Source organism: Nereida ignava, from assembly GCF_001049735.1.
GTDB classification, from domain to species: Bacteria; Pseudomonadota; Alphaproteobacteria; order Rhodobacterales; family Rhodobacteraceae; genus Nereida; species Nereida ignava.
In genome coordinates, this window is the sequence record NZ_CVPC01000016.1 from 56135 (window position 1) to 74983 (window position 18849).

An 18849-nucleotide genomic window follows, 5' to 3' on the forward strand; every position below is an offset into this window, starting at 1 on the left:
TCATCATTCCATGTATTTTGGCGTGCTGATCTTCCAGCCGCGCCGCCGGGGCGATGCGATCCGCCCCGCTTGCGGTTCGGTCGATTTATCGGGCTCGGCACCCTGCGCTGGGACAGCCGTCTCCACGCCGGCCTGTTTCTCCAACTGACGCCACATGCGTTCGTCGAAACGGTCGGCACCGAGGATCCACGCGGCCGCCCGGGCATAGACCCGTGTGTCCAGCGCCTCGTTGCGCTCACGCATCTTTTGCCATTCTTGGCGGGCGTAGCCGCGCCGGTTGCGGATTGTGACCAGCTGCTCTGCCACGAGCTGCTTGAGCCATTCGCTGTCTGCCCAGTCCGGCAGGTGGATCATACCCGCCGGATTGGTCATGCCCAGCGCACGATCTTCATCAGAGAGCCGCTCTAGCCGCAGATACCGATAGGTCTCTGCCTTGAAGGTGGCGGTGGCCACCGTCCATAGCCGCGCCCCACGCTTTAGTTTCCGACCATTGACGGTCGCATCGACAAAGGTTGGCCCCGACACGGGCGTCGCGCGGTTGAACCCCTCCAAACCTTTCACAGGTGCAACTTGCGCAATGCCTTGCGCACGTGCCCAGGCGTAGACGGCAGAGGTTTCATACCCAGTGTCGATTGCCAGCTTGGCCAGAGGCATTACCGCGCCGTTCTCATGCACCCAGGTTTGACCGAGCAGTTCTGTCAGTGCTTGCCAGCAGGCCGGATCACCAGGACCGCCTGGAATGACGATGTGATCGACGAGCCAGCTTTCGAGGCCACGGCCCCAAGCCCAGACATCGACCTCTATCCGGTCCTTCTGCACATCGGCTCCGGCGGTCAGGAACAACCCGCCCATGGGCACCTGCGCGGCGAATGCCTCACGGCGGTCCGCCAGCCGCTGCCATTCCGGCGCGTCCCCGCTTTCAACCCAGGTCTCGCCAAGGAGCGTGTTGCGCGCCGCACGCAGCATCTCGTCTGAACCCTGGGCCGCCAGCCAGTCGCGTGCGATCTGCTCCCAGCTTTTCCAGCCGATCGGCGAATAAAGCGCCGAGAGGTGAAACCCGATTGCGTTCGGGTCGGAACTGGTCGCCGTTGCCCGCCATTCGCCGCGCTCGAGCATCTGCGTCTTGTGGTGCTCGGCGATAGGGCGCTCGCACCCTTCGCAGGCATAGGCCGCTGTTTCCGGCCGGCCCTTGTCCCAGCGCAGCCGCTCGAACTGCAGCCATTGCATATGGCCGCAATGCGGACACGGCACGAAATACCGCCGCTGATCACTGGCCTCGAACTCGCGCTCGATGCGCGAGAGCCCCCGGATGGTCGGGGTCGAGACCATGAACACCTTACGCCGATGCGCAAAGGTCGTAGTCCGCGCCTCGGCGAGGCTCACAGGATCGCCTTCCTCGTCGGCGGAGGCCGGATAGGCATCGACCTCATCCAGAAACACATATCGGGCCGGCATGGACCGCAGGCCCGTCGCCGAATTAGCACCGGTCAGCACGAGAATGCCGCCTGGGAACTCCTTCGACAGCATCGAATTGCCCGCATCCCTAGACCGCGCCGGCTGGACGCGCTCCTTCAGCGCCGGGCTGTCTTCGATAAGCGGATCGATGCGGCCCCGTGAGGTGCGCTTGGCCATTTCCACTGTGGGCAGCACCGCCAGCATCGGGCCAGGCGCGTGATGGATCACAAAGCCGATCCAGTTGTTGCCAGCTTCCGTTGCGCCGACCTGGGCGGCCTTCATGAAGCTGATCCGCTGGGCTGGGTGGCCGGGGCTCAGCGCATCCATAATGGCGCGCAAATAGGGCGTGCGGGCTGTTCGGTATTGCCCTGGTTCAGCAGAGGCGCGCGAGGACAGCTTGCGATGCTTGTCGGCCCATTCGGAGACTGTGAGGTCAGGGTCAGGCCGCATGCCTCGACGCCAGGCACGCAGGATATCCTCGGCGCCGTCAAAGGCGAGATCGAGGCCCTCGGTCAGATCAGATGTGTTCTCCTCATCATTCAAGCGAGACCCTGAGGTCGGCCAGGGCATCGAGCTGCTCTCGGACATGGGTTTCCAACACCCTCTGCAAGATCGCAGTCTCGATCGTCACCGCCTTGCCGGATGCCTTCTCCATGTCTGCGGACAATTGTGCGGCCATGAGGGCCGCCACGCGTGTGGGCCAGGTGACCCAAAGATCCCGCTCCTGACGGGCCAGACGAAACACCAAGGTCTCGGCCCGCGCGCGATCCATTAGCACGCCCTTTTTCTTCTGGATCGAAAGCTGGCGCTCTTGCGCCTGATATACGGTCAGCGCCGTACGTGCTTTGATATAGGATGTGCTGTCACCGGGACCTGAGACTACAGGCCCTTCACCATTCGCGCCAAGCCCTCCCCGCGAGCGCATCTGTTGATCCGGATCGGTCGCTGAACCGCGCCGCACATCCGAGGCCGCGGCGTTGATCGAGCCATCGTCGAAGAGCACTAGGCGACCGGTCTTGCGGGCCTTCTGAACAGCCCCGCGGGAGATCCTGGCATGCTCGGCATAGGCGCGTTCTGACATACCTTCCATGGCGGTTGGATTGACCTCAAAACATTGAAAATAAACAGAAAAAACTGTATATTTGAGTTGATTACACTTCGGTGTCGAGCGATTCTCACATCAAGCAAATTGCCTGATTGGAGAAACACAGATGACCCTTGCCACCCGCTACAACGCCCAAGCCAAACGCCTGATGCCGCACATGGCAGACGATCTCGCGGTTGACCCCGCGATCGACAACGCCGGCCACATCGACGAGATCGTGTTCCGCCGCAGCGAATACCTGGGCGGCATGGCGGCGGTCCTCCTCGCCCTGATTGCGCAGCAGAAGTGAGGGCGATCCTATGAGCACCCGCGCACAGATCGCTATCCAGACCGGGCCCGAAGAGTGGGCGCATGTATATGTCCATTACGATGGCTACCCCGAGCACATGCTTCCCGCGCTAGCCGCGTGGGCGCCTGAGGACATCCTCGCCGCCCGCGAAATCCGGCAGGTCCGGGCTGATGCGCTGGACTGTTTTGATCCGCCCCGAGTGCCCCGCATCCTGCCGCGCCCAACTTGCGAACTGTCCCATCTCTATGTCTGGCAGGACGAGGCATGGGTCGATGCGACAGGCAACAGTTCCTGATCATAAAGCAATGATATTGCTTCTATTTTGCTACGTTAATCGGCTCTTCAGAGCGATTGTTATTGCACCAAAACGATGCAACTCACCTGAAAGGCCCATGCCATGACCACCTCCACCCTGATCGCCAACTTCCGCGCCGCCGCTGAAGAGATCGAAGCACGCCTCGCGCCCAGCGCCTGCGCCATGATCGCCGCGCACAACTGGATCGTGATCGACGACTTTGGACCCCTGACCTTCACGCTGACGCCTGAGGGCAAGAAACACCGCGCCACCTGCACGGGCCATGGCAGCGCCCACAAGGTCAACCGCTTCACGAAGGCAGATGCCGAGCGCCTTGCAGCTGCTTGTGACGCCCGCGCCGCTTTCTGGGCCGACGCTGCGCGCGAGGAAGCCGCCACGCTGCGCCGCCACATTGCCACGCTCGAAGCCCTCAGCGCCGCCTGATCGTACACCGGCGGGGCCAAGCGCCCCGCCACCCTCCATGAAAAGGATCCCACCATGACCAAGCACCCCATCCTGCCCAGCCGCAACGAAGATTACGGCTTCTTCCGCACCCTGACCGTCTGCCCACAGCGCGACCGCCGCAGCTCGGAGGTCTGGAGCCTTGCCTCGCGCCTGATCGCCGAAGCCATCCACGCCGACAGCGAAGACGAGATGATTGGCATCCGCGACTTTCTGGACAGCCGCATCGGTCGGCATTTCGCCGACGATGTCGTCGGCAACATGACCGGCGGCGGTATTGGGCTCGAGGCTGCTATCGGCTCCGCGATCCGCCGCTGGCAGGGCTGGCGCATCGACCGCCAGACTGAGCGTGAGCACGGCATCCCTGCTGGGCTGCCTTACCTAACCGGTTGGGTGCAGCACTTCGCGGTCACTGCCGCGATGGATGATGCCCACTGACCTGCTTCACGACACCTTTTGAAAAGGCGCAAACGATGCCCAAACTCACCGATACACAAACCATTATTCTCACCCGCGCTGCATCCCGCCCTGGCAATTTGGCTATGCCTCTGCCCGACGGGCTGGCTGGGGCTGCGGCCAAGATGACCGTCACCAAGATGATCGAGCGCGGTTGGCTTGAAGAGGTCGATGCCAATCTTCGTCGTCACGAACCGCTCTGGCGTGAGACCGGCGATGGTCATGGCACAACCTTGATTGCAACTGAGGCCGGACTTGATGCCATCGGCATTGATCCGGTTGTCGCGAGCACGGTCAGCACTATCCGCAAGGCTCGACCGGCGGCTAAATCTACAGAAGTGGCCGCAGACGCAAGTGAAGGCCCTAAGCTGGTCTCTATCCGGCAAGGTACCAAGCAGGCCATGTTGATCGAAATGCTGCAGCGCCCCGAAGGTGCCTCGATCACCGAGATTGTTGAAGCGACATCTTGGCAAGCACATACGGCGAGAGGTGCAATCTCTGGTGCGCTCAAGAAGAAGCTTGGCCTGACAATCACTTCCGAGAAACACCCTGAGCGTGGCACTGTTTACAAATTGGACGCGGCCTGATTCCGCCAGTCATCGCCAGCGCTCGAACAGCCGGCGCAGCGCATAGCTGCGCAGAAGCGAGATAATCACGAACATCGCGCCGATCGCGAGGTTGTCGTTCAGGCTTACTTTCAACCCGAACCACGGAAACACCACGATCTGCGTCAGCACCGCCAGCGCATAGCCCACCACGACATTGGTGATCGCTTCGATCAGCGATTGGCGCCGCGACTGCATCAAGCGGCCAACCTCTTGGATTTGAGTGCCGCGAAACTTTCGCCGCTGTCTTCCAGAACAGCCTCTTCGCCGGTGAAGGCCTGCCAGCGCTCGATGGCGACGTCGACGTAAACGGGGTTCAGCTCGACGCCGTAACAGATGCGCCCCGTGGTTTCCGCTGCAATGAGCGTCGTGCCGGATCCCATGAAGGGCTCGAAAACTGCTTGGCCGGGGCTGGAGTTGTTCAGGATCGGGCGGCGCATGCATTCGACCGGTTTTTGCGTGCCGTGTACGGTTTCGGCATCTTGGTCCTTGTTCGCGATTTGCCAGAGCGTGGTCTGTTTGCGATCACCGGCCCAGTGGCCTTTGCCCTTGGCGCGCACGGCATACCAGCAGGGCTCGTGCTGCCAGTGGTAATCGCCGCGGCTGAGCACTAGCCGATCCTTTGCCCAGATGATCTGGGAGCGGATGGCGAAGCCCGCGGCGATCAGGCTGTCGGCCACAGTCGCTGCATGAAGTGCGCCATGCCAGATATAGGCCACATCGCCGGGAAAGAGGGACCAGGCCTCGCGCCAGTCAGCGCGGTCGTCATTCAGCACCTTGCCGGTACGTTTGGTTTTTGCAGCTCCTGCCTGGTTGCGCCAGGACGGGTCGTATTCCACGCCGTAGGGTGGGTCAGTCACCATCAGCAACGGTCTGACGCTGCCCAGGAGGCGTCCAACCACATCGGCGCTGGTGCTGTCACCGCAGATCAGCCGGTGCGACCCAAGCTGCCAAAGGTCGCCTGCCACCGACACCGGGTTAACCGGCGGCTCCGGGATGTCATCCTCGCCCTCTACGGCCCCATCGTCGCCCACCGTCTCTGGATCCTGCAGTAGGGCATCCAGATCCTCATCCGAGAAGCCCAGCAGATCGAGGTCGAAGTCTTCCGCCAAGAGCCCTGCGATCTCGTCGCGCAGCATCGCCTCGTCCCATTCGCCAAGCTCGGTCAGCTTGTTATCGGCAATGCGGTAGGCGCGACGCTCCGCTTCATCTAGATGGCCAAGCCTGATGACAGGGGCCTCGGTCAGGCCCAGCGCGCCGGCTGCCAGCACGCGCCCATGGCCCGCAATCAACTCGCCGTCGTCCGCGACCAAGCAGGGAACGGTCCAGCCGAACTTCGCCATGCTGGCCGCAATCTTCGCAACCTGGGCCTCACCATGGATCTTCGCGTTCTTGGCATAAGGGCGCAGCTTCTCGATCGGCCAGAGCTCGATCTGGCGCGGTGCAAAGACAAGATCCATGGGGCGGGACGCTCACTGGCTGCAGGCAAGGCATGCTGAAGCCAGCTCCAAATGCATGGGCGTGTCAGCGATCGCGGTGCCGGAAAAACAAAAGCGCCCACGAGGGTGTCCTCTGGGCGCAATTCTTCGATGGTTCGTTGATAGGTCAAGGGGGCTAGAAATGTCAATCCGTTTTCTGTTTTGAATCAACGGCTTCTTAAAGTCGTGTGGTGGATTCCAACAAAGGTGGCTTCCTGGATTCCTCGATGGAATCCACTTGCACGGATGCAGGAAAGCGTAACCCTTTATAATGATTCAGGTTTTTGCGCGTCGTCCGCGTGCTGGCTTCCAGGTGGATTCCCCGGTGAAAAGGCCAGACGCTAGGAAACTTGCGCGCTGAGTACGCCCGTATACGCAAAGGCCCGAGGAGGAACCATGGGAGGGGGGGGGGGCGGACGCACACGGCCCTCTTCGGAAATTCATGCGGCTGGCCATCGCTGGGCCGTAACTTCCCCGAACCGGCCTTTTGAGACATCGTGCAGCAATTTTGGATGGGTGAGGGTTGGCGCGTCAGTTCCAGATGGCCTCCTGCTCCCAATTCTCCGGGAACCCAGCGGTCTGCGGGCGGATCTCGTACGGGAGGTCTTGGGTCAGGATCATGTCACGAAGACGGATGTGCCACTTGGTGCGCGGATAGTACTGCCGCATAATGAAGGTCATGATGACGATCGCGCTGTAGATCTTTTTCGTGGGCGCATCGTCGCCCATCCTGGGCTGTCGGAGGTGGTCAAGCTGTCCGAATGTCTTTTTCGGGGGGACGCCTGGGCTGTTTACCAAGGGCTTATTCCACGTCCGGGCGTGATGTGCGCAGCTGTTGCGGACGTCGTTGAGCGCTGTGATCCATGAAGCGAATGTCTTCATGGGGAGGTCTGGGTGAATGCGCGCCGCGATTGCCATTTTGTTTTTGTCGGAGAGGTGGGCGATAATGTGGGTCAGGTTGCCCCAGGTCCATGTCCCAGCCTCGATCCAGATCGGTGGGGGACCAAAGTAATTTCGTGCAAAATGCTTCGCGAAGTCCTCTTTCGAGCTTTTGAAGTGCTGATCCAGGCCGGCTATGAAACGCTCGAGAGGCGTGCTTTCATCTTCGTCCTTTTCGCTGAAGCGATCCTTGTATGAGCGCCTGTCGCGGTGGGCATGTGGTCCCAGCTCCCCGAGGACTTCAATCATCGCGGTTCTAACCGCGATCTCGATACGCTCGATCGCGTCCAGAAGTTCTATACGCAAGGCTTTGTCGAAGAGATAGAAGTTGATCGCATGATCGAAGGTCGTACCCACTTTGAACTTGTCGCATCGAACTTTCTGGTCCTCCTCACCGTTTGCCGCTGGGATCGTGCAGAAGTCACGGTACGGATACCCAAACGCGCTGAGTCGGTAGTATCCTATGCGGTGCAGGGAGCGCTCGGCATGGCCTCGGTCACGAATTTCCATGCCCCTCATCAACATTATGTCGATACATTCATCGGTCGACTTGTGCTGCTTGAGGTACTTCAATGTTGATACGGCTACATCCAGAAATTAGAAGACCGGGCTGTAACGAGGCGACTGAGGCCAGGTCAGGGAGCACCGGTCATAAGGCAAGAAAGGATAATAGCGTCGGCGCTGACGATGTCAACATTGTAGATGGAGCACCGAACGGTGAGGCAGTGCGGGATATCGGTTCGCTGCGCCCGGACTTAATCGTGACTGCGCTTTGCAGCCATTGGTGCCAGTGCAACGAAGTTCTGTTTCTCACCCGTATTGACCGTCTTTAACATAACTCCCACGGCTTGGCCTTTGGCATCTCGTTTGTCACCTGCACTTCGGTCAACATTCCACCTGCGATAAGCCCATCTCCAACCCAAACCAGCGCCTTCCACCAGGCGTCATACGCCCGCCTCGCTGCCTCAATCTGCCTTGCATCTGGCCGAAACATCACCGGACAGGCCCGCACCTCTACGGTCCGCCACTTGCCGCGCGACAGCACACGCTCGGTGCCGACTACCACGGTCGTTGCATGATCCCCGTGCCGATTGCGCTTCATCTCGACCGGCAAGCAGCGCGGCACAGCCCCTGGCATCCAATCAGGGGTGAGCCCAGCGCGCGCGAGCTCTGCCACTCGAATGGCCATACGCTTGCCGCCTAAGCTATCTGGCATTCCAGAAACAGTCGCAGCAATGACCTCGGCATCCTCGTGGGTGTAATCGCCCAGCTTGTAGCGACCGCCATCGATTTTGCAGCCCAGCGCGGCGCGTTGCATAAGCACGTGTTCGAGACCGAAGCCAAATCCCTGGCCACGCTCCGGATCAGGCGGTTCGGGCAGCTCCAGCTGTGCACATTCGGTGCGGAAGGCCCATTCCAGCGCCTGCTGCACTGTCATGATGCGCTTCGGGCGTCCATGACCAGCTTGCCGTGACGCCCTGTGCAAATTGCGATCGTGTTTCATTGGACGCCTCGCTCACGAAGTTGCTGTGATGTGACAAGGCCGCGGGCGAGCATCTGGTCGCGCATGCTGTTGCTGATTGCACTGGAGGGTAGGTATTTCTCCGAGTTCACCCAATCGGCGTAGAAGGCGGGAAGATCGGAGATCGGCTGGCGTTCCGGTTTTGTTGGCTTCTGTGTTTTGCGCCGACCTCGAGATTTTTCATCCGCCTTGCGCTGGGCGGTGCGCTGCATGACGCGATCCAGAGCCTTTGGCCCGTCAGGTGGCTCAGGATGCTCCTGCCGCGACGCTTCTGCCGCCTCGAGGATCTCGGCCTCGCTCAGCCCGAGGTCAGTCTGCCAGCGCCGAACATGCTCTCGGGGTGGCCAGCCTTGCCACCAGCCAGGAAGCGACCCGTCAGGATCGACGCCCAGCGCCGCGAGCAGCTTTCCAAAAAAATCATCAAAAGCGGTTTCGCGCGCTCGCGCGTCCTCCTCCTCCTTTACTGGTTTACTTAAAGGTTCCCTTACAAGGTTAGTCTCCGAATTTCGGAGATGGCTTTGGCTATTTTCCGGAAATGGAACTGCCCCAAATTCGGAGTTGGCTCCGTCTCCGAATTCCGGACACGGTTCGGCGTCATTTTCTTGGGTTATGCCTTGCTGGCCGTCTCCGATTTCTGGAGATGGCTCTTGTGGGTCGACCATTTCGAACCCCAAGATATAGCGTGTGGCTTGGCGGCGTTTGGTCCGATGATCCTGACATTGAATGCGTTGAATGAGCCCGAGCCCTTCCAGCTTCTTGAGGTGATCGTTGAGCGAAGAGATCGACATTTCAGCATCCTCGGCCAGACGGACCTGTGTCGGGAAACAGCCAAAGTCTGGGTTGTGACGATCGCAAAGATGCCAGAGGACGATCTTCGTCGCAGGCTTTAAACCCCTCTGCTGGATGGCCCAGTTGGTGGCGGCATGGCTCATGGCGCGCCCCTCCCGGTTGGGGAGGCAACACGCGTTGTGAACCCGTGGTCTGCCAAGGCGCCCAGCGCGTCATCAAGCGAGCGGACCAGCGCCCAGCCGAAGCCCTGCGCCAGCACTGCGTCGCGGAACGCCTCCTGCGCTGGGCTCAGCCGCCCCTTGAGGGATTTCAGCTCCAGGAACAGCACGCGGCCAGCGCAGAGAATGATTAGGTCAGCAAAGCCGGGATGGACGCCCATGCCGACGAGGATCGCCTGTCGCTTGGCTCCCCGCGGGCCTGCCTCCCTTACCTCGTTGGCGCAGTGATGAATGATGGCATCCTTGGGGAGAGCAAAGCGCAGCGCGGTCACGACAGCGCGCTGCAGATCAGCTTCTGGAGTTCCGCGTCGCTTCATGAGCGGCCCTCCCGATCTGGCGCGGGCAGCCGCCCAGGCGTTTTGGCATCGAGGACGACAAGCAGGAGGCGGGCATCCTCGCGCTCCTCGGGGGTTTCACCATGCTGGACCAACACATTGCAGGCGAGCCGAACGAGATAGTCGGAATGGTGCACCATATCGGCGACCACCATGCGCGCCTCGCGGCGGCGCTCTTCAATCCACTCATGGCGGACACGGTCCCGGGCGCTGGGCTTGCGGAAGGGAAGGGGGAGGCTCATCGGCGTGACCCCGCACGACGTGGCGCAGGGGCTTCCTGCAGCATCAGCCATTCCTGCACTGCATCTCGGCGATAGTAGATCTTCCGACCGGCGCGAACACAGGGCGGGCCGAAACGGATCTTCTCCCAGCGGTGCAGGGTTTCGACGGTGACCCCGAGTTCAAGGGCGAGGTCGAGGCGGCTGATCCAGCCGCTCATCAGGCGCTGAGGGCTACTGGATCGGGGGGCAGTTCCAAGGTCTGGCATCTGGTTTCTCCTGAGTTTGGCCCGACGAGGGCAGGGTTCAGGAGTTCAGAAGCGCAGAGCGGAAAGGGTGGCGGAAAGGCAGAGACCGGCGGTGATGCGCCAAATGGCTGCCGGTCATTGATATCATTGAGCTTTTGCGGCTTTGGCGCGGGTCGAGGTTGCGGCGCAGGACGGCGCAGAACCCTCGCAAATTGACCGATACAGAGTCGCAGCCGTCCAAAACTGGCTAATTTACAAGATTTCGCCGTGTTTCGTGGGCTTTCGCAGGCGTTCAAGGGGTATTCGCCCAACCGGCAAGGGGTCGGGACCCTTGCCGGTCATTGATTTTAAACGGAATTTGCAAAATCAGGGCATGGTCTGGGAGCAAAATGGCCTGAGGAGCACGCTTTAGGCGGCGAAACATACTCCGCTGGCCCACAGATTCGCCCAGCGCCATTAACACCGCCTTTATTTTTTTCCATGTTTTCAATGACCGGCAGGGTTTTGGCGCATCACCGCCGGTCACCGCCTATATGCCGCCCAGATCCCCATGCTTCGCTTGATAAGCCTGCGCATCTACGCCTGTGTCATGCGCACCAAGGAGGTATGAATATGGTCAACCGATTGCGATTAAATGATAAAACCGTGCGTGAGCAGATCCCGGAAGAGGATCGAGCCTACCAGGTCTTCGACACCGAGATACGGGGGCTGTCCATCCGCGTGATGCCCTCGGGCGAGCGGTCTTTTGTGATGGATTACCGCTTTGCAGGACGGCAGCGCCGCATGGCGATCGGGCGCTGGCCAGAATGGAGTGTCACTGCTGCTCGTGAGCGCGCGCGAGAACTGCGCCGCCTGATCGACGAGGGCACAGATCCTCTGGAAGAACGCGACACGTTGCGAGAAGCCCCTCGTTTCAACGACATGATCGAGCGGTATTTGATCGAGCATGCCTCGACGCTGACGCCTTTGAGCGCGTCCGATCATAAATCCTTCCTGACCAAGCTGGTCGCACCGCTCTGGGGCAACAAGCTGGTCACAGAGATCACGCCACATGATGTGACAAAGCTTTTGAACCTGATTGCAGAGGGCAGGGCGCGGCCGTCTAAGGCAAAGCCCAACAACCGCGCGCGTAAACTGCAAGGGCGCAAGCCCACACCGGTGCGTGCCAACCGCGTTGGCGAAGTTCTGCGTAAGATGTTCAACCTTGCCATCCAATGGGGCTGGCGCACGGACAATCCTGCTGCCGGCTTCAAAAAGCGCGTCGAGACGGCGCGCGAGCGCTTCCTCTCCCATGAAGAAATCGGCCGGCTGGCCGAAGTGCTGGATGCGGCCGAGGATCAGCGCGCCGCCGGCATCATCCGCATCTGCATGCTCACTGGGTCGCGGGTGGGTGAGGTGCGGCAGGCGCAGTTCGAGCAATTCAATCTGGAGCTGGGGATCTGGTCAAAGCCCGCAGCCACCACCAAGCAGCGCAAAATTCACCGGGTGCCGATCTCGGCCGATGTTGCGGCGATCGTGCGCCAGCGGGCGCTTGTGGTGCCCAAGGGCAATCCTTGGCTCTTTCCCGGTGACGTGCCGGGCCAGCCCGTCAAAGAAATTCGCCGGTTCTGGGTTATGGTGCAGCGCGAGGCCGACCTACCGGATGTGCGCATCCATGACCTGCGTCATACATTCGCCTCGCTCTTGGTCAGCGGCGGCGCTTCGCTGGAAATGATCGGTAAGCTTCTTGGCCATAGCCAAATGCAGACGACCCTGCGCTATGCGCATTTGATGGACTCGCCTCTGCGCGCCGGGGTCGATGCCGTGGCCGGCATGTTCCGGCCACGCCCGAAGATTGTGCATGACGCGGATGCCGAGAAAGAGGCAAAGCGGGCCTAAAAGCCAGGGCCTGTTTATTTCTCGCCGCGCATGGCGCGCCAGAAGGGCCGCAGACGGCGCCGAATGGTGCTCTCATCGGGGATCTCGCCGTTCTCGGCAACATCGGCAAACCAGTCCTGAAGATAACCGATCAGTTCGGCCTGGGTCTCGGGAATGCCATGTTCGTGGACGCGCTTCAGAAGCGCCACATACATGCCCTCCCAGTCATAGGGTGAGAGCGCGCCCGTGCCGCCGCCAATGCGGCGCAGCAGGTCATATTCGTCTTCGAACCTCAGGACGTCCTGACCGGTGATCAGGAGGTCTGCGATCGAGACTTCGACCCCGTCGGCAGGTTCGGTGACATAGCACCAGTCTTGCGCATTCTCCGGCTTGATCCTTTGCAGCTTGATGACCGTGGGGCCGGTGCCCGCGCGGCGAAAGAGGGGCAGCATGTCCATCGGCGAGATCGTGATCTTGCCGGAGACTTTCTCGTCGCCGCAGATCGCGAGAGAAACCCCTGTGACGATGTCCAGCTTGCCTTCGGTGGCCCAGCCGCCAATGTCGGCGATTGTGCAGCCCCATCGGGACGCGGTTTCGTGCAGGGTGAAGAATGCTCTTTGAGGTAGTGCCATGCGGGCTCCAGTTCTGATGTCGAGGTAAGACGGTGGGCGGCCTCGCAACTTGCTGACGCCGCCCAAGTGGCAGCGAGGCAGAAACTCCAGGGAGCAGGCCGCATGAAGCTGCACCGCCGCATTCATGGTCGTGCGGTGACTGCCAAATTCTTCAATCGATCGGCATCCTTAGGACGAATCGTCCTCTCTCGGGTTATAACCCAGGCACTACGTCAAGAACTGTCGGGGATAAGCGCCATGTCGTTCCAAAAGGCACAAGACCTGTTGAAGCTCGCTGGTATGTCTGCCAGCCGGCATGGCGGCATCACTGTGAAAGAAGTTGCCGAAGAGTTCAGCGTCAACGAGCGGACCGCCCAGCGCATGATTGCGGCCTTGAAAGATGTCTTTCCAAGCATCTCCCATCAGACGGACAATGAGCGCCGCCGACGGTGGAAGCTGCGCGACACCAGCATGCTCGGCATGCAAGGGCTCTACCGCCGGGAACTCGTCGCGCTCGAGGCCAGCATCACGCGGGCTGAGCGGGAGGGCGCTCATATGGAAGTGGAGGCGCTTCGGTCCCTGCGAGATCGCTTGGTGGCAACCTTGCCGTCAGCACAGGCCCGAAGCATGGAGGTGGATGCCGAGGCGATCCTCGAGGCCAAAGGCTATGCCTGCCGCCCAGGTCCAAAGGTCAAAACCTCTCCGGCTGTGCTGAACGTCGTTTCGGCTGCCCTCAGAGGGCCCTTCCGGCTCATCATCCGATACCAGGGGGCGCAGGATGCCAAACCGCGCAAACGCGTGATTGAGCCCTATGGAATTCTGCTCGGCACGCGACACTACCTGATTGCACTTGATATCGCCAAAGATGAAAATCTGCGGCGCTTCCGCATAGATCGCATTGAAAAGGCAGAGATAACAAATGAATGGTTCGAGAAGGACAAGGACTTCGATCTTGAGGCCTATGCGGCGCGGTCATTCGGGTCGTTTCACTCGGACGACGAGTTCAGCCGGGTAGCCTGGCGGTTCAGCCCAGCTGCCGCGCCGACGGCCTGGGAGTTTGAGTTTCATCCAAAGCAGGAAATGTCGGACTTGGAGGATGGTGGGCTACTGGTCAGCTTCAAAGCCAGTGGGTTGGTCGAGATGGCCTGGCATCTGGCTAAGTGGGGGAGCGAGGTTGAGGTGGTTGAGCCTGTGGCGTTGCGTGAGATTGTGACGGGATGTCGTGGTAGAACCATCCGCGTGCTGTCGTGATGTGGGATCCACCAAGACCTCCAAAGGGGCTTGTACACTCGTTGATGAAGGGGGGCTAAGTATGAATTCTTGGCGTCTGCGAGAGCGCCGCGCCAAAAGGTCAAGGCTGCCTTTCTAGCAGATTTTCGGCGCATTGGATCCCTGTATTGCTCTTCGGAGCATTTCGTCAGGTGACTCGATTTTCGAGTGTTCAAACATTAGCGAGAAACGCATGGGATCACCAATTGGATTTAGTCTGAAACCAATCGGCGACTTGTCTGTTACCGTTTTCAATTTTTCGCCTAATGGGCGTGACTCGGAAAGTGCGTAGGGCCAGCCCCTCAACTGGCAGTGAAAAACTTGTTTCAAAGTAAGCCGGTTGGCCGCCACAGCCTCCGGTAAGGCTATATTGATCATGTCAGCATCCTGTACCGACGGATAAAGTAGACTGTCCTTGTATGGTAAATTGAAAAGATTTTGAGCCATTGCGCAGCTCTTTTTGTAATGATGATCGTTTTCACGATTTATGGTTTTCGTGAACTCAGATTCGACAAATTCGCTAAGCTCGTGGCCCAATTGCTCTAGTGGACGCGCCATAGGGTTTGGCTTTGGTGGAGTCTTTATGACAACACTTGGCATATCGCCTTCATTCATCGCGCGAAGATGGTACACTCCCAACGTAAAATATTGACTTTCAGTGATAGCGGCTTCTTTGATTGCCGTCATTGGGTGGAGCGCGCCATAAAAAATGCGTTCGCCAATGTCGTTTGCTCTTGCTACCCTTACCAGAACTTCGGAAGGCGGCACCCAAATATCTGATGTTTCGAGGTGAGGCCGATCTTCGTCGCAGCTGCGCACCCGATAAACATAGCAGTTGCCAAGATTTGCCGTCATAATGCTGTAGACATGAAAAAATTTGTCTAGTTTTTGTCGGACCTCAGCAACAGACTCAGTCAAGAACTCCTTCTCTCTGAACCAGTCTAATTCGCGTCGAACATTCCGAAGGTACTCTTGCATTTAGTGTCTACCTCTTGAAAATGCAGCAATCATCAACCGATGCTCGAATGGCCGTTTCAGGTAAGCTGCACTGTGCTGACACCAACAATAATAATGACGTCAGCCTGCCTTTCCACGAAATTCATTCTGCAACTACAACGGATGCGCCCGCCTGTAGGTCCGACGGAGAGCTGCCGTTCGCCGCGGTCGCAAACCGATCTGATCACAATGACAGGAGCGGACTTTTACATCCCACGCGTCAGGCCGAGGACAAGACTGCAGAACCCCCTCAATTCGTCGGGATTTGTATCGCCGTATGGATCGCCATTGATCTCGGCATGGTTCTCGACCCTCGAATAGGCGTTGATATCCCTAAGGCCCTCGAGTGCACCTTTGAACGGGTGATCTTCGTTCGCAGTATTTAGCGCTCGAATGATTTGGTCGAGCGTTGCAGCTTCGCCAAAGAGTCCGGAGTCAGCTTTGCGGTAGAAGTCCTCGCAGACGGTTCGCAGGCGCGACCTTATGTATGATAATTCGTGGGGCTCGCCCTCGATGAACTCTTCTATTTTCATGCGCTCCGTAACATAGCGCGGTTGCGTTGAGCCAGGAATGTCGTAGGGCGCGATGGTCGTCACGCCGGGAGCGCCTGTTTGTAGCGCGAATGACCTGATGAGTTTCTGGTCGATTTTATCCCATAGAAGGCGGAGGAATCCCTTGTCGTGCGACAGAACGATCGTCTGTTTGGACCGGTCACAAATCCTTCTTATCTCAATGGCCGTGAACTGCCGCCTAAAATTGTCCAAACTCGTGAACGGGTCATCGAAAACGATGATTGTTTCGCTGAGATCCGGGTCCGCGTTGCATTGCGCCAAAAACAGCGCCAGTGCGAGAACCGACTTGTCTCCGGCGCTGAGTGTGTTTCGGAAGCTCGGCGCACCAGTTGTATCCCCGCTCACTCGGGGTGGAACCGGAACCTCGTTGATGAGAATCTGGTAGCTGGCGGTAGGCTCCTTGCCGCGATAGTCAGGTTCTTTGTAATCGATCCGAAAGCCCGCATTCAGACGCTTGAGATAGGAATTGATCGTCTTGCCGAGACTTTCGGTGATGGTCTTGCCGTGGGCGGTCAGCTCATCGCGAAGCTTGGCTTTCTCTTTTGCAATGTCGCCTTTGCGCTGCCTCTTCATTAGCAGGTCCGTGACTTTGGTAATGACCTCCGCTTCGAAGCGATGCTTTCGAGCCTGAAGGCTCTTAAGCTCGTTTGTGAGGCAATCAAGCTGCCCAGCGTCAACCGTGTCCTTAACGGCATCGACCTTCCGGTTGTACTCACCAAGCGCTGCATTGGCAGTTTCGATGGCCGCCCTCGCGCTCGTCCAGGCATCGATTGCAGCGCCAAGTTGCTCCATGCCTAACGCCACAGTGAGGTTTGCGGCTTTCGTCTGCAAAGCTGAATCCATTTCCGCAGCAGCGCGCTCTATCCCTAAAATCATTGCGTCAAGATCGATGGTCGCGGGGGCATCGACGCCAGCCGCCTCGCGCCAATACTCGAATTGTTTCTCGTTGGATTTGGAGCCTTGTTCCGCTGCGTTTCGGAAGTCGCCATTTGAGTAGCGCTGACAGGTTCGACGGAGCTTCTGAACATCTTCGGCCAGCTGTCGATACGATTCACTGAAAAAACGGCTATACGCTTCCAGCAGGCTCCGATCTCTAAGTTCCTGGCCGCAGAATGGACAATTGTCCTCCGCTTTGAATGGCAGACCCTGTTCCACCCACGTTTCCAGCCCCGGTTCGGTCGGCTCCTCGCATTCATGCGCTGCGACATGGGACCTTACGGCTTCCACGGCATCTGCGGCAATTCCTTCGACCGTCTTGTTTAGGACTGCCTCGAAGGTCGCCGGTTCGGATGGAAGCGGAAATGCGCTCGCACCGGCAGCGGCTTTAAGCTCTTTCGATTTCGCTGCGCGGGAAACCTCTGCCTGCTTTTTAGCGATTGCTGTATCGATGTCCGGATCCTGTTCCAGAGCTTCGAAGTCTGGCAGGCTCATGGTTGCTGGGCCTATCCCTCGAATACCGGCTGTCAGCTCCGCTTCGAGGGCGCGAATGGTCTTGTTGTTCTCGGTGTTTTCCTCATCCAGCGCCACGATCTGGCGAACGAGTCGCACGCCCTTTTCGCCGACAACGAGACCATACTGCCGACGCAGATGGTCAGCTGATACCGTGTCGCCGGAATAGACATTCTCATTCACAAAGAGGCTGTCGAACACTGCCACGCGGTTCTGGGTTCCGCTCCAACTGCCTCGCTCGAAATTCGCCCGACCTGAATCAAGCTGAAGAGAAATCTTCTGGTCCGGCCCCCCAGCGAGTGTCTTGCGGCCGATGATGATTTCCGGATCTCTGCGTGACAGAGATCGTAGAATATCTGCAATCGTCGATTTGCCCCAACCGTTCTCTCCATAGAAAAGCGTGCACTTTTCGAAGCGGACATTTTGGGTCGAGAGCGCCTTAGCAAATCGACCGACATTCTCTATGACGGTTATATTCCGTAACATGATACTCCCTCAAAGTCCGCTATGGGTCGATAACGATTACTGCCCGTTTGTCTAACGATCATCCATGTCAACGCCATGTCAACGAGCGTACGTCATTTTTTGAGTGTGGGGCACGACGAAAGCGTCCCAATGTCAGCGATTTTTAGGGCTGTAATTTTGTGAATTCAAAGGCTTGTTGCCTATGTATTTGAAATCGTTAAATTATTGAATTCATTCAATAATGGGCTCATAACCTGAAGGTCGTAGGTTCAAATCCTACTCCCGCAACCAACACTAATTCACCAACATTATCAAAGGCTTGATTTTTTAAACTCAGGCCCTTTCTGCGTTTAACGCCCAAAGCAAGCGTTAGAAGACCAGATAGAGCACCTTCAAGAACGATATCGAGCTTGGCTCTCTCAGGTGAGGGCTGCAGGACGATTTTGTCGACGAGTGAACGCAATGCCTCCTGAGCCTCTTGCATCTCACCCGTTTTGCTCAACCCTGAAATCAATGATCGCACACGCGTTTGATATGTTGCCGCCATATTTGGATGAATGCGAATGGGGTCCGAGGGAGCTGTGTGTGAAAGCTGTGCCTCAAGGGCTTTACGTCGCTCTGTAAGAGCTTGCATCTTGTCCTTCACTTGATCAGCGGGAATGCCAGCGATAATGGCATCTACGAGTTTTGCATGGTCGCGGTTTACGGTGGCCAGTTCTTTCTCGAGTGCGCCGCGTCCATGTTCGGCTTCTGCATTCAGGCGGTTCCGCTCCTTGGCGTATTCCTTGCAAAAGACTTCTAACAGGTCTTGATCCATCAGGTTGTCCTGCAGGGCGCCCAATACGCGCTCTTCGAGATCTGTTTTTGAGATCGTGAGGCGGTTGGTGCAGAGCGACTTGCCCTTGTTGCGCGCTGTGGAGCAGCCGAACTGGGTTTGAGAAACCTTCGAGAACCCACCCCCACAGAAGCCACACTTCAACAAACCTGAAAACAATGTGCGCGGGCGGCGTCGATCCCAGATGTTGTCGATTGTGCCTTTGGTCTTTAGGGCTCCTTGGCGGGCCTTTGCTTCGTCCCAGAGCGGTTGCTCAATAATGCGCAACTCGGGAACTTCGGTGATGACCCAATGGAGGTGGTGTAATTTAGGCATTTGTTATCAATGACTTGTGCATCAATATTTTTAGTGTGCGCGTAAGTGTGTTTTTAGTGTCATTTT

Annotated in this window: 20 protein-coding genes; 7 read left to right on the forward strand and 13 right to left on the reverse strand. The window is 58.5% G+C overall.

The features are described from left to right. Positions 1–3: 3 nt before the first annotated feature. Together NIG5292_RS11985 and NIG5292_RS11990 are read right to left on the reverse strand one after the other, a co-directional pair. Positions 4–2025: a phage terminase large subunit family protein gene (locus NIG5292_RS11985; protein ID WP_370726550.1), complete on the reverse strand. Its 2022-nt coding sequence runs from the start codon at positions 2023–2025 to the stop codon at positions 4–6. Beyond that, positions 1991–2545, reverse strand: coding sequence for a hypothetical protein (locus NIG5292_RS11990; protein WP_048599785.1), 555 nt, complete (start codon positions 2543–2545; stop codon positions 1991–1993). Before NIG5292_RS11990 ends, NIG5292_RS11985 begins: the two co-directional genes overlap by 35 nt. A 121-nt stretch (positions 2546–2666) precedes the next feature. On the opposite strand from NIG5292_RS11990, the gene NIG5292_RS11995 reads away from it, so the two are divergent. The 5 genes from NIG5292_RS11995 to NIG5292_RS12015 all read left to right on the forward strand — a co-directional run bounded on the left by NIG5292_RS11995 (position 2667) and on the right by NIG5292_RS12015 (position 4649). Continuing rightward, positions 2667–2849 carry a hypothetical protein gene (locus NIG5292_RS11995; RefSeq protein ID WP_048599786.1) on the forward strand — a complete coding sequence of 61 codons (183 nt, stop codon included), beginning with the start codon at positions 2667–2669 and terminating at the stop codon, positions 2847–2849. A gap of 10 nt (positions 2850–2859) precedes the next feature. Continuing rightward, positions 2860–3144 (forward strand): hypothetical protein, encoded by a 285-nt coding sequence (locus NIG5292_RS12000; protein ID WP_048599787.1) that lies wholly within the window; start codon positions 2860–2862, stop codon positions 3142–3144. 102 nt (positions 3145–3246) lie between these two features. Continuing rightward, positions 3247–3588: a hypothetical protein gene (locus NIG5292_RS14835; RefSeq protein ID WP_058124210.1), complete on the forward strand. Its 342-nt coding sequence runs from the start codon at positions 3247–3249 to the stop codon at positions 3586–3588. Positions 3589–3642: 54 nt separating this feature from the next. Continuing rightward, positions 3643–4044 carry a hypothetical protein gene (locus NIG5292_RS12010; protein ID WP_048599789.1) on the forward strand — a complete coding sequence of 134 codons (402 nt, stop codon included), beginning with the start codon at positions 3643–3645 and terminating at the stop codon, positions 4042–4044. 35 nt (positions 4045–4079) lie between these two features. Continuing rightward, positions 4080–4649: a DUF3489 domain-containing protein gene (locus NIG5292_RS12015; RefSeq protein WP_048599790.1), complete on the forward strand. Its 570-nt coding sequence runs from the start codon at positions 4080–4082 to the stop codon at positions 4647–4649. Between the two features lie 9 nt (positions 4650–4658). On the opposite strand, the gene NIG5292_RS12020 is transcribed toward NIG5292_RS12015, so the two are convergent. The 7 genes from NIG5292_RS12020 to NIG5292_RS12055 all read right to left on the reverse strand — a co-directional run bounded on the left by NIG5292_RS12020 (position 4659) and on the right by NIG5292_RS12055 (position 10241). Continuing rightward, positions 4659–4865, reverse strand: a complete 207-nt coding sequence (locus NIG5292_RS12020; RefSeq protein WP_370726551.1) for a DUF7220 family protein — start codon at positions 4863–4865, stop codon at positions 4659–4661. Beyond that, positions 4865–6127, reverse strand: a complete 1263-nt coding sequence (locus tag NIG5292_RS12025) for a site-specific DNA-methyltransferase (RefSeq protein WP_048599792.1) — start codon at positions 6125–6127, stop codon at positions 4865–4867. The genes NIG5292_RS12020 and NIG5292_RS12025 overlap by 1 nt, the downstream gene beginning before the upstream one ends. 549 nt (positions 6128–6676) lie before the next feature. Then, positions 6677–7594, reverse strand: coding sequence for an Abi family protein (locus NIG5292_RS12030; protein ID WP_158441662.1), 918 nt, complete (start codon positions 7592–7594; stop codon positions 6677–6679). Positions 7595–7913: 319 nt separating this feature from the next. After that, entirely contained in the window at positions 7914–8588 is a 675-nt protein-coding gene (locus NIG5292_RS12040) for a hypothetical protein (RefSeq protein ID WP_048599795.1), read from the reverse strand. Then, positions 8585–9538 (reverse strand): helix-turn-helix domain-containing protein, encoded by a 954-nt coding sequence (locus NIG5292_RS12045; protein ID WP_048599796.1) that lies wholly within the window; start codon positions 9536–9538, stop codon positions 8585–8587. Before NIG5292_RS12045 ends, NIG5292_RS12040 begins: the two co-directional genes overlap by 4 nt. Then, on the reverse strand, positions 9535–9930 hold the full coding sequence (locus tag NIG5292_RS12050) for a VRR-NUC domain-containing protein (protein ID WP_048599797.1): 396 nt from the start codon (positions 9928–9930) through the stop codon (positions 9535–9537). The genes NIG5292_RS12045 and NIG5292_RS12050 overlap by 4 nt, the downstream gene beginning before the upstream one ends. After that, positions 9927–10241, reverse strand: coding sequence for a hypothetical protein (locus NIG5292_RS12055; protein ID WP_306372344.1), 315 nt, complete (start codon positions 10239–10241; stop codon positions 9927–9929). The genes NIG5292_RS12050 and NIG5292_RS12055 overlap by 4 nt, the downstream gene beginning before the upstream one ends. 785 nt (positions 10242–11026) lie before the next feature. On the opposite strand from NIG5292_RS12055, the gene NIG5292_RS12065 reads away from it, so the two are divergent. Further along, positions 11027–12292: a tyrosine-type recombinase/integrase gene (locus tag NIG5292_RS12065; protein WP_048599800.1), complete on the forward strand. Its 1266-nt coding sequence runs from the start codon at positions 11027–11029 to the stop codon at positions 12290–12292. A 14-nt stretch (positions 12293–12306) separates the two neighbouring features. Here NIG5292_RS12065 and NIG5292_RS12070 read toward each other — a convergent pair whose 3' ends face one another. Next, positions 12307–12903: a hypothetical protein gene (locus NIG5292_RS12070; protein WP_048599801.1), complete on the reverse strand. Its 597-nt coding sequence runs from the start codon at positions 12901–12903 to the stop codon at positions 12307–12309. Between the two features lie 102 nt (positions 12904–13005). On the opposite strand from NIG5292_RS12070, the gene NIG5292_RS12075 reads away from it, so the two are divergent. After that, the gene (locus NIG5292_RS12075; protein ID WP_082136700.1) at positions 13006–14133 is read left to right on the forward strand and encodes a helix-turn-helix transcriptional regulator; all 1128 of its coding nucleotides are present in this window, start codon (positions 13006–13008) and stop codon (positions 14131–14133) included. Between the two features lie 114 nt (positions 14134–14247). Here the strand turns inward: NIG5292_RS12075 and NIG5292_RS12080 are convergent, their stop codons facing one another. The 3 genes from NIG5292_RS12080 to NIG5292_RS12090 all read right to left on the reverse strand — a co-directional run bounded on the left by NIG5292_RS12080 (position 14248) and on the right by NIG5292_RS12090 (position 18783). Beyond that, a complete protein-coding gene (locus NIG5292_RS12080) occupies positions 14248–15069 on the reverse strand; it encodes an RES family NAD+ phosphorylase (protein WP_158441663.1) in 822 nt (273 codons plus the stop codon). A 284-nt stretch (positions 15070–15353) separates the two neighbouring features. After that, complete coding sequence (locus tag NIG5292_RS12085; RefSeq protein ID WP_048599804.1) at positions 15354–17654, reverse strand: AAA family ATPase; 2301 nt, start codon at positions 17652–17654, stop codon at positions 15354–15356. Between the two features lie 226 nt (positions 17655–17880). Then, on the reverse strand, positions 17881–18783 hold the full coding sequence (locus tag NIG5292_RS12090; protein ID WP_053084910.1) for a recombinase zinc ribbon domain-containing protein: 903 nt from the start codon (positions 18781–18783) through the stop codon (positions 17881–17883). Positions 18784–18849 lie beyond the last annotated feature (66 nt).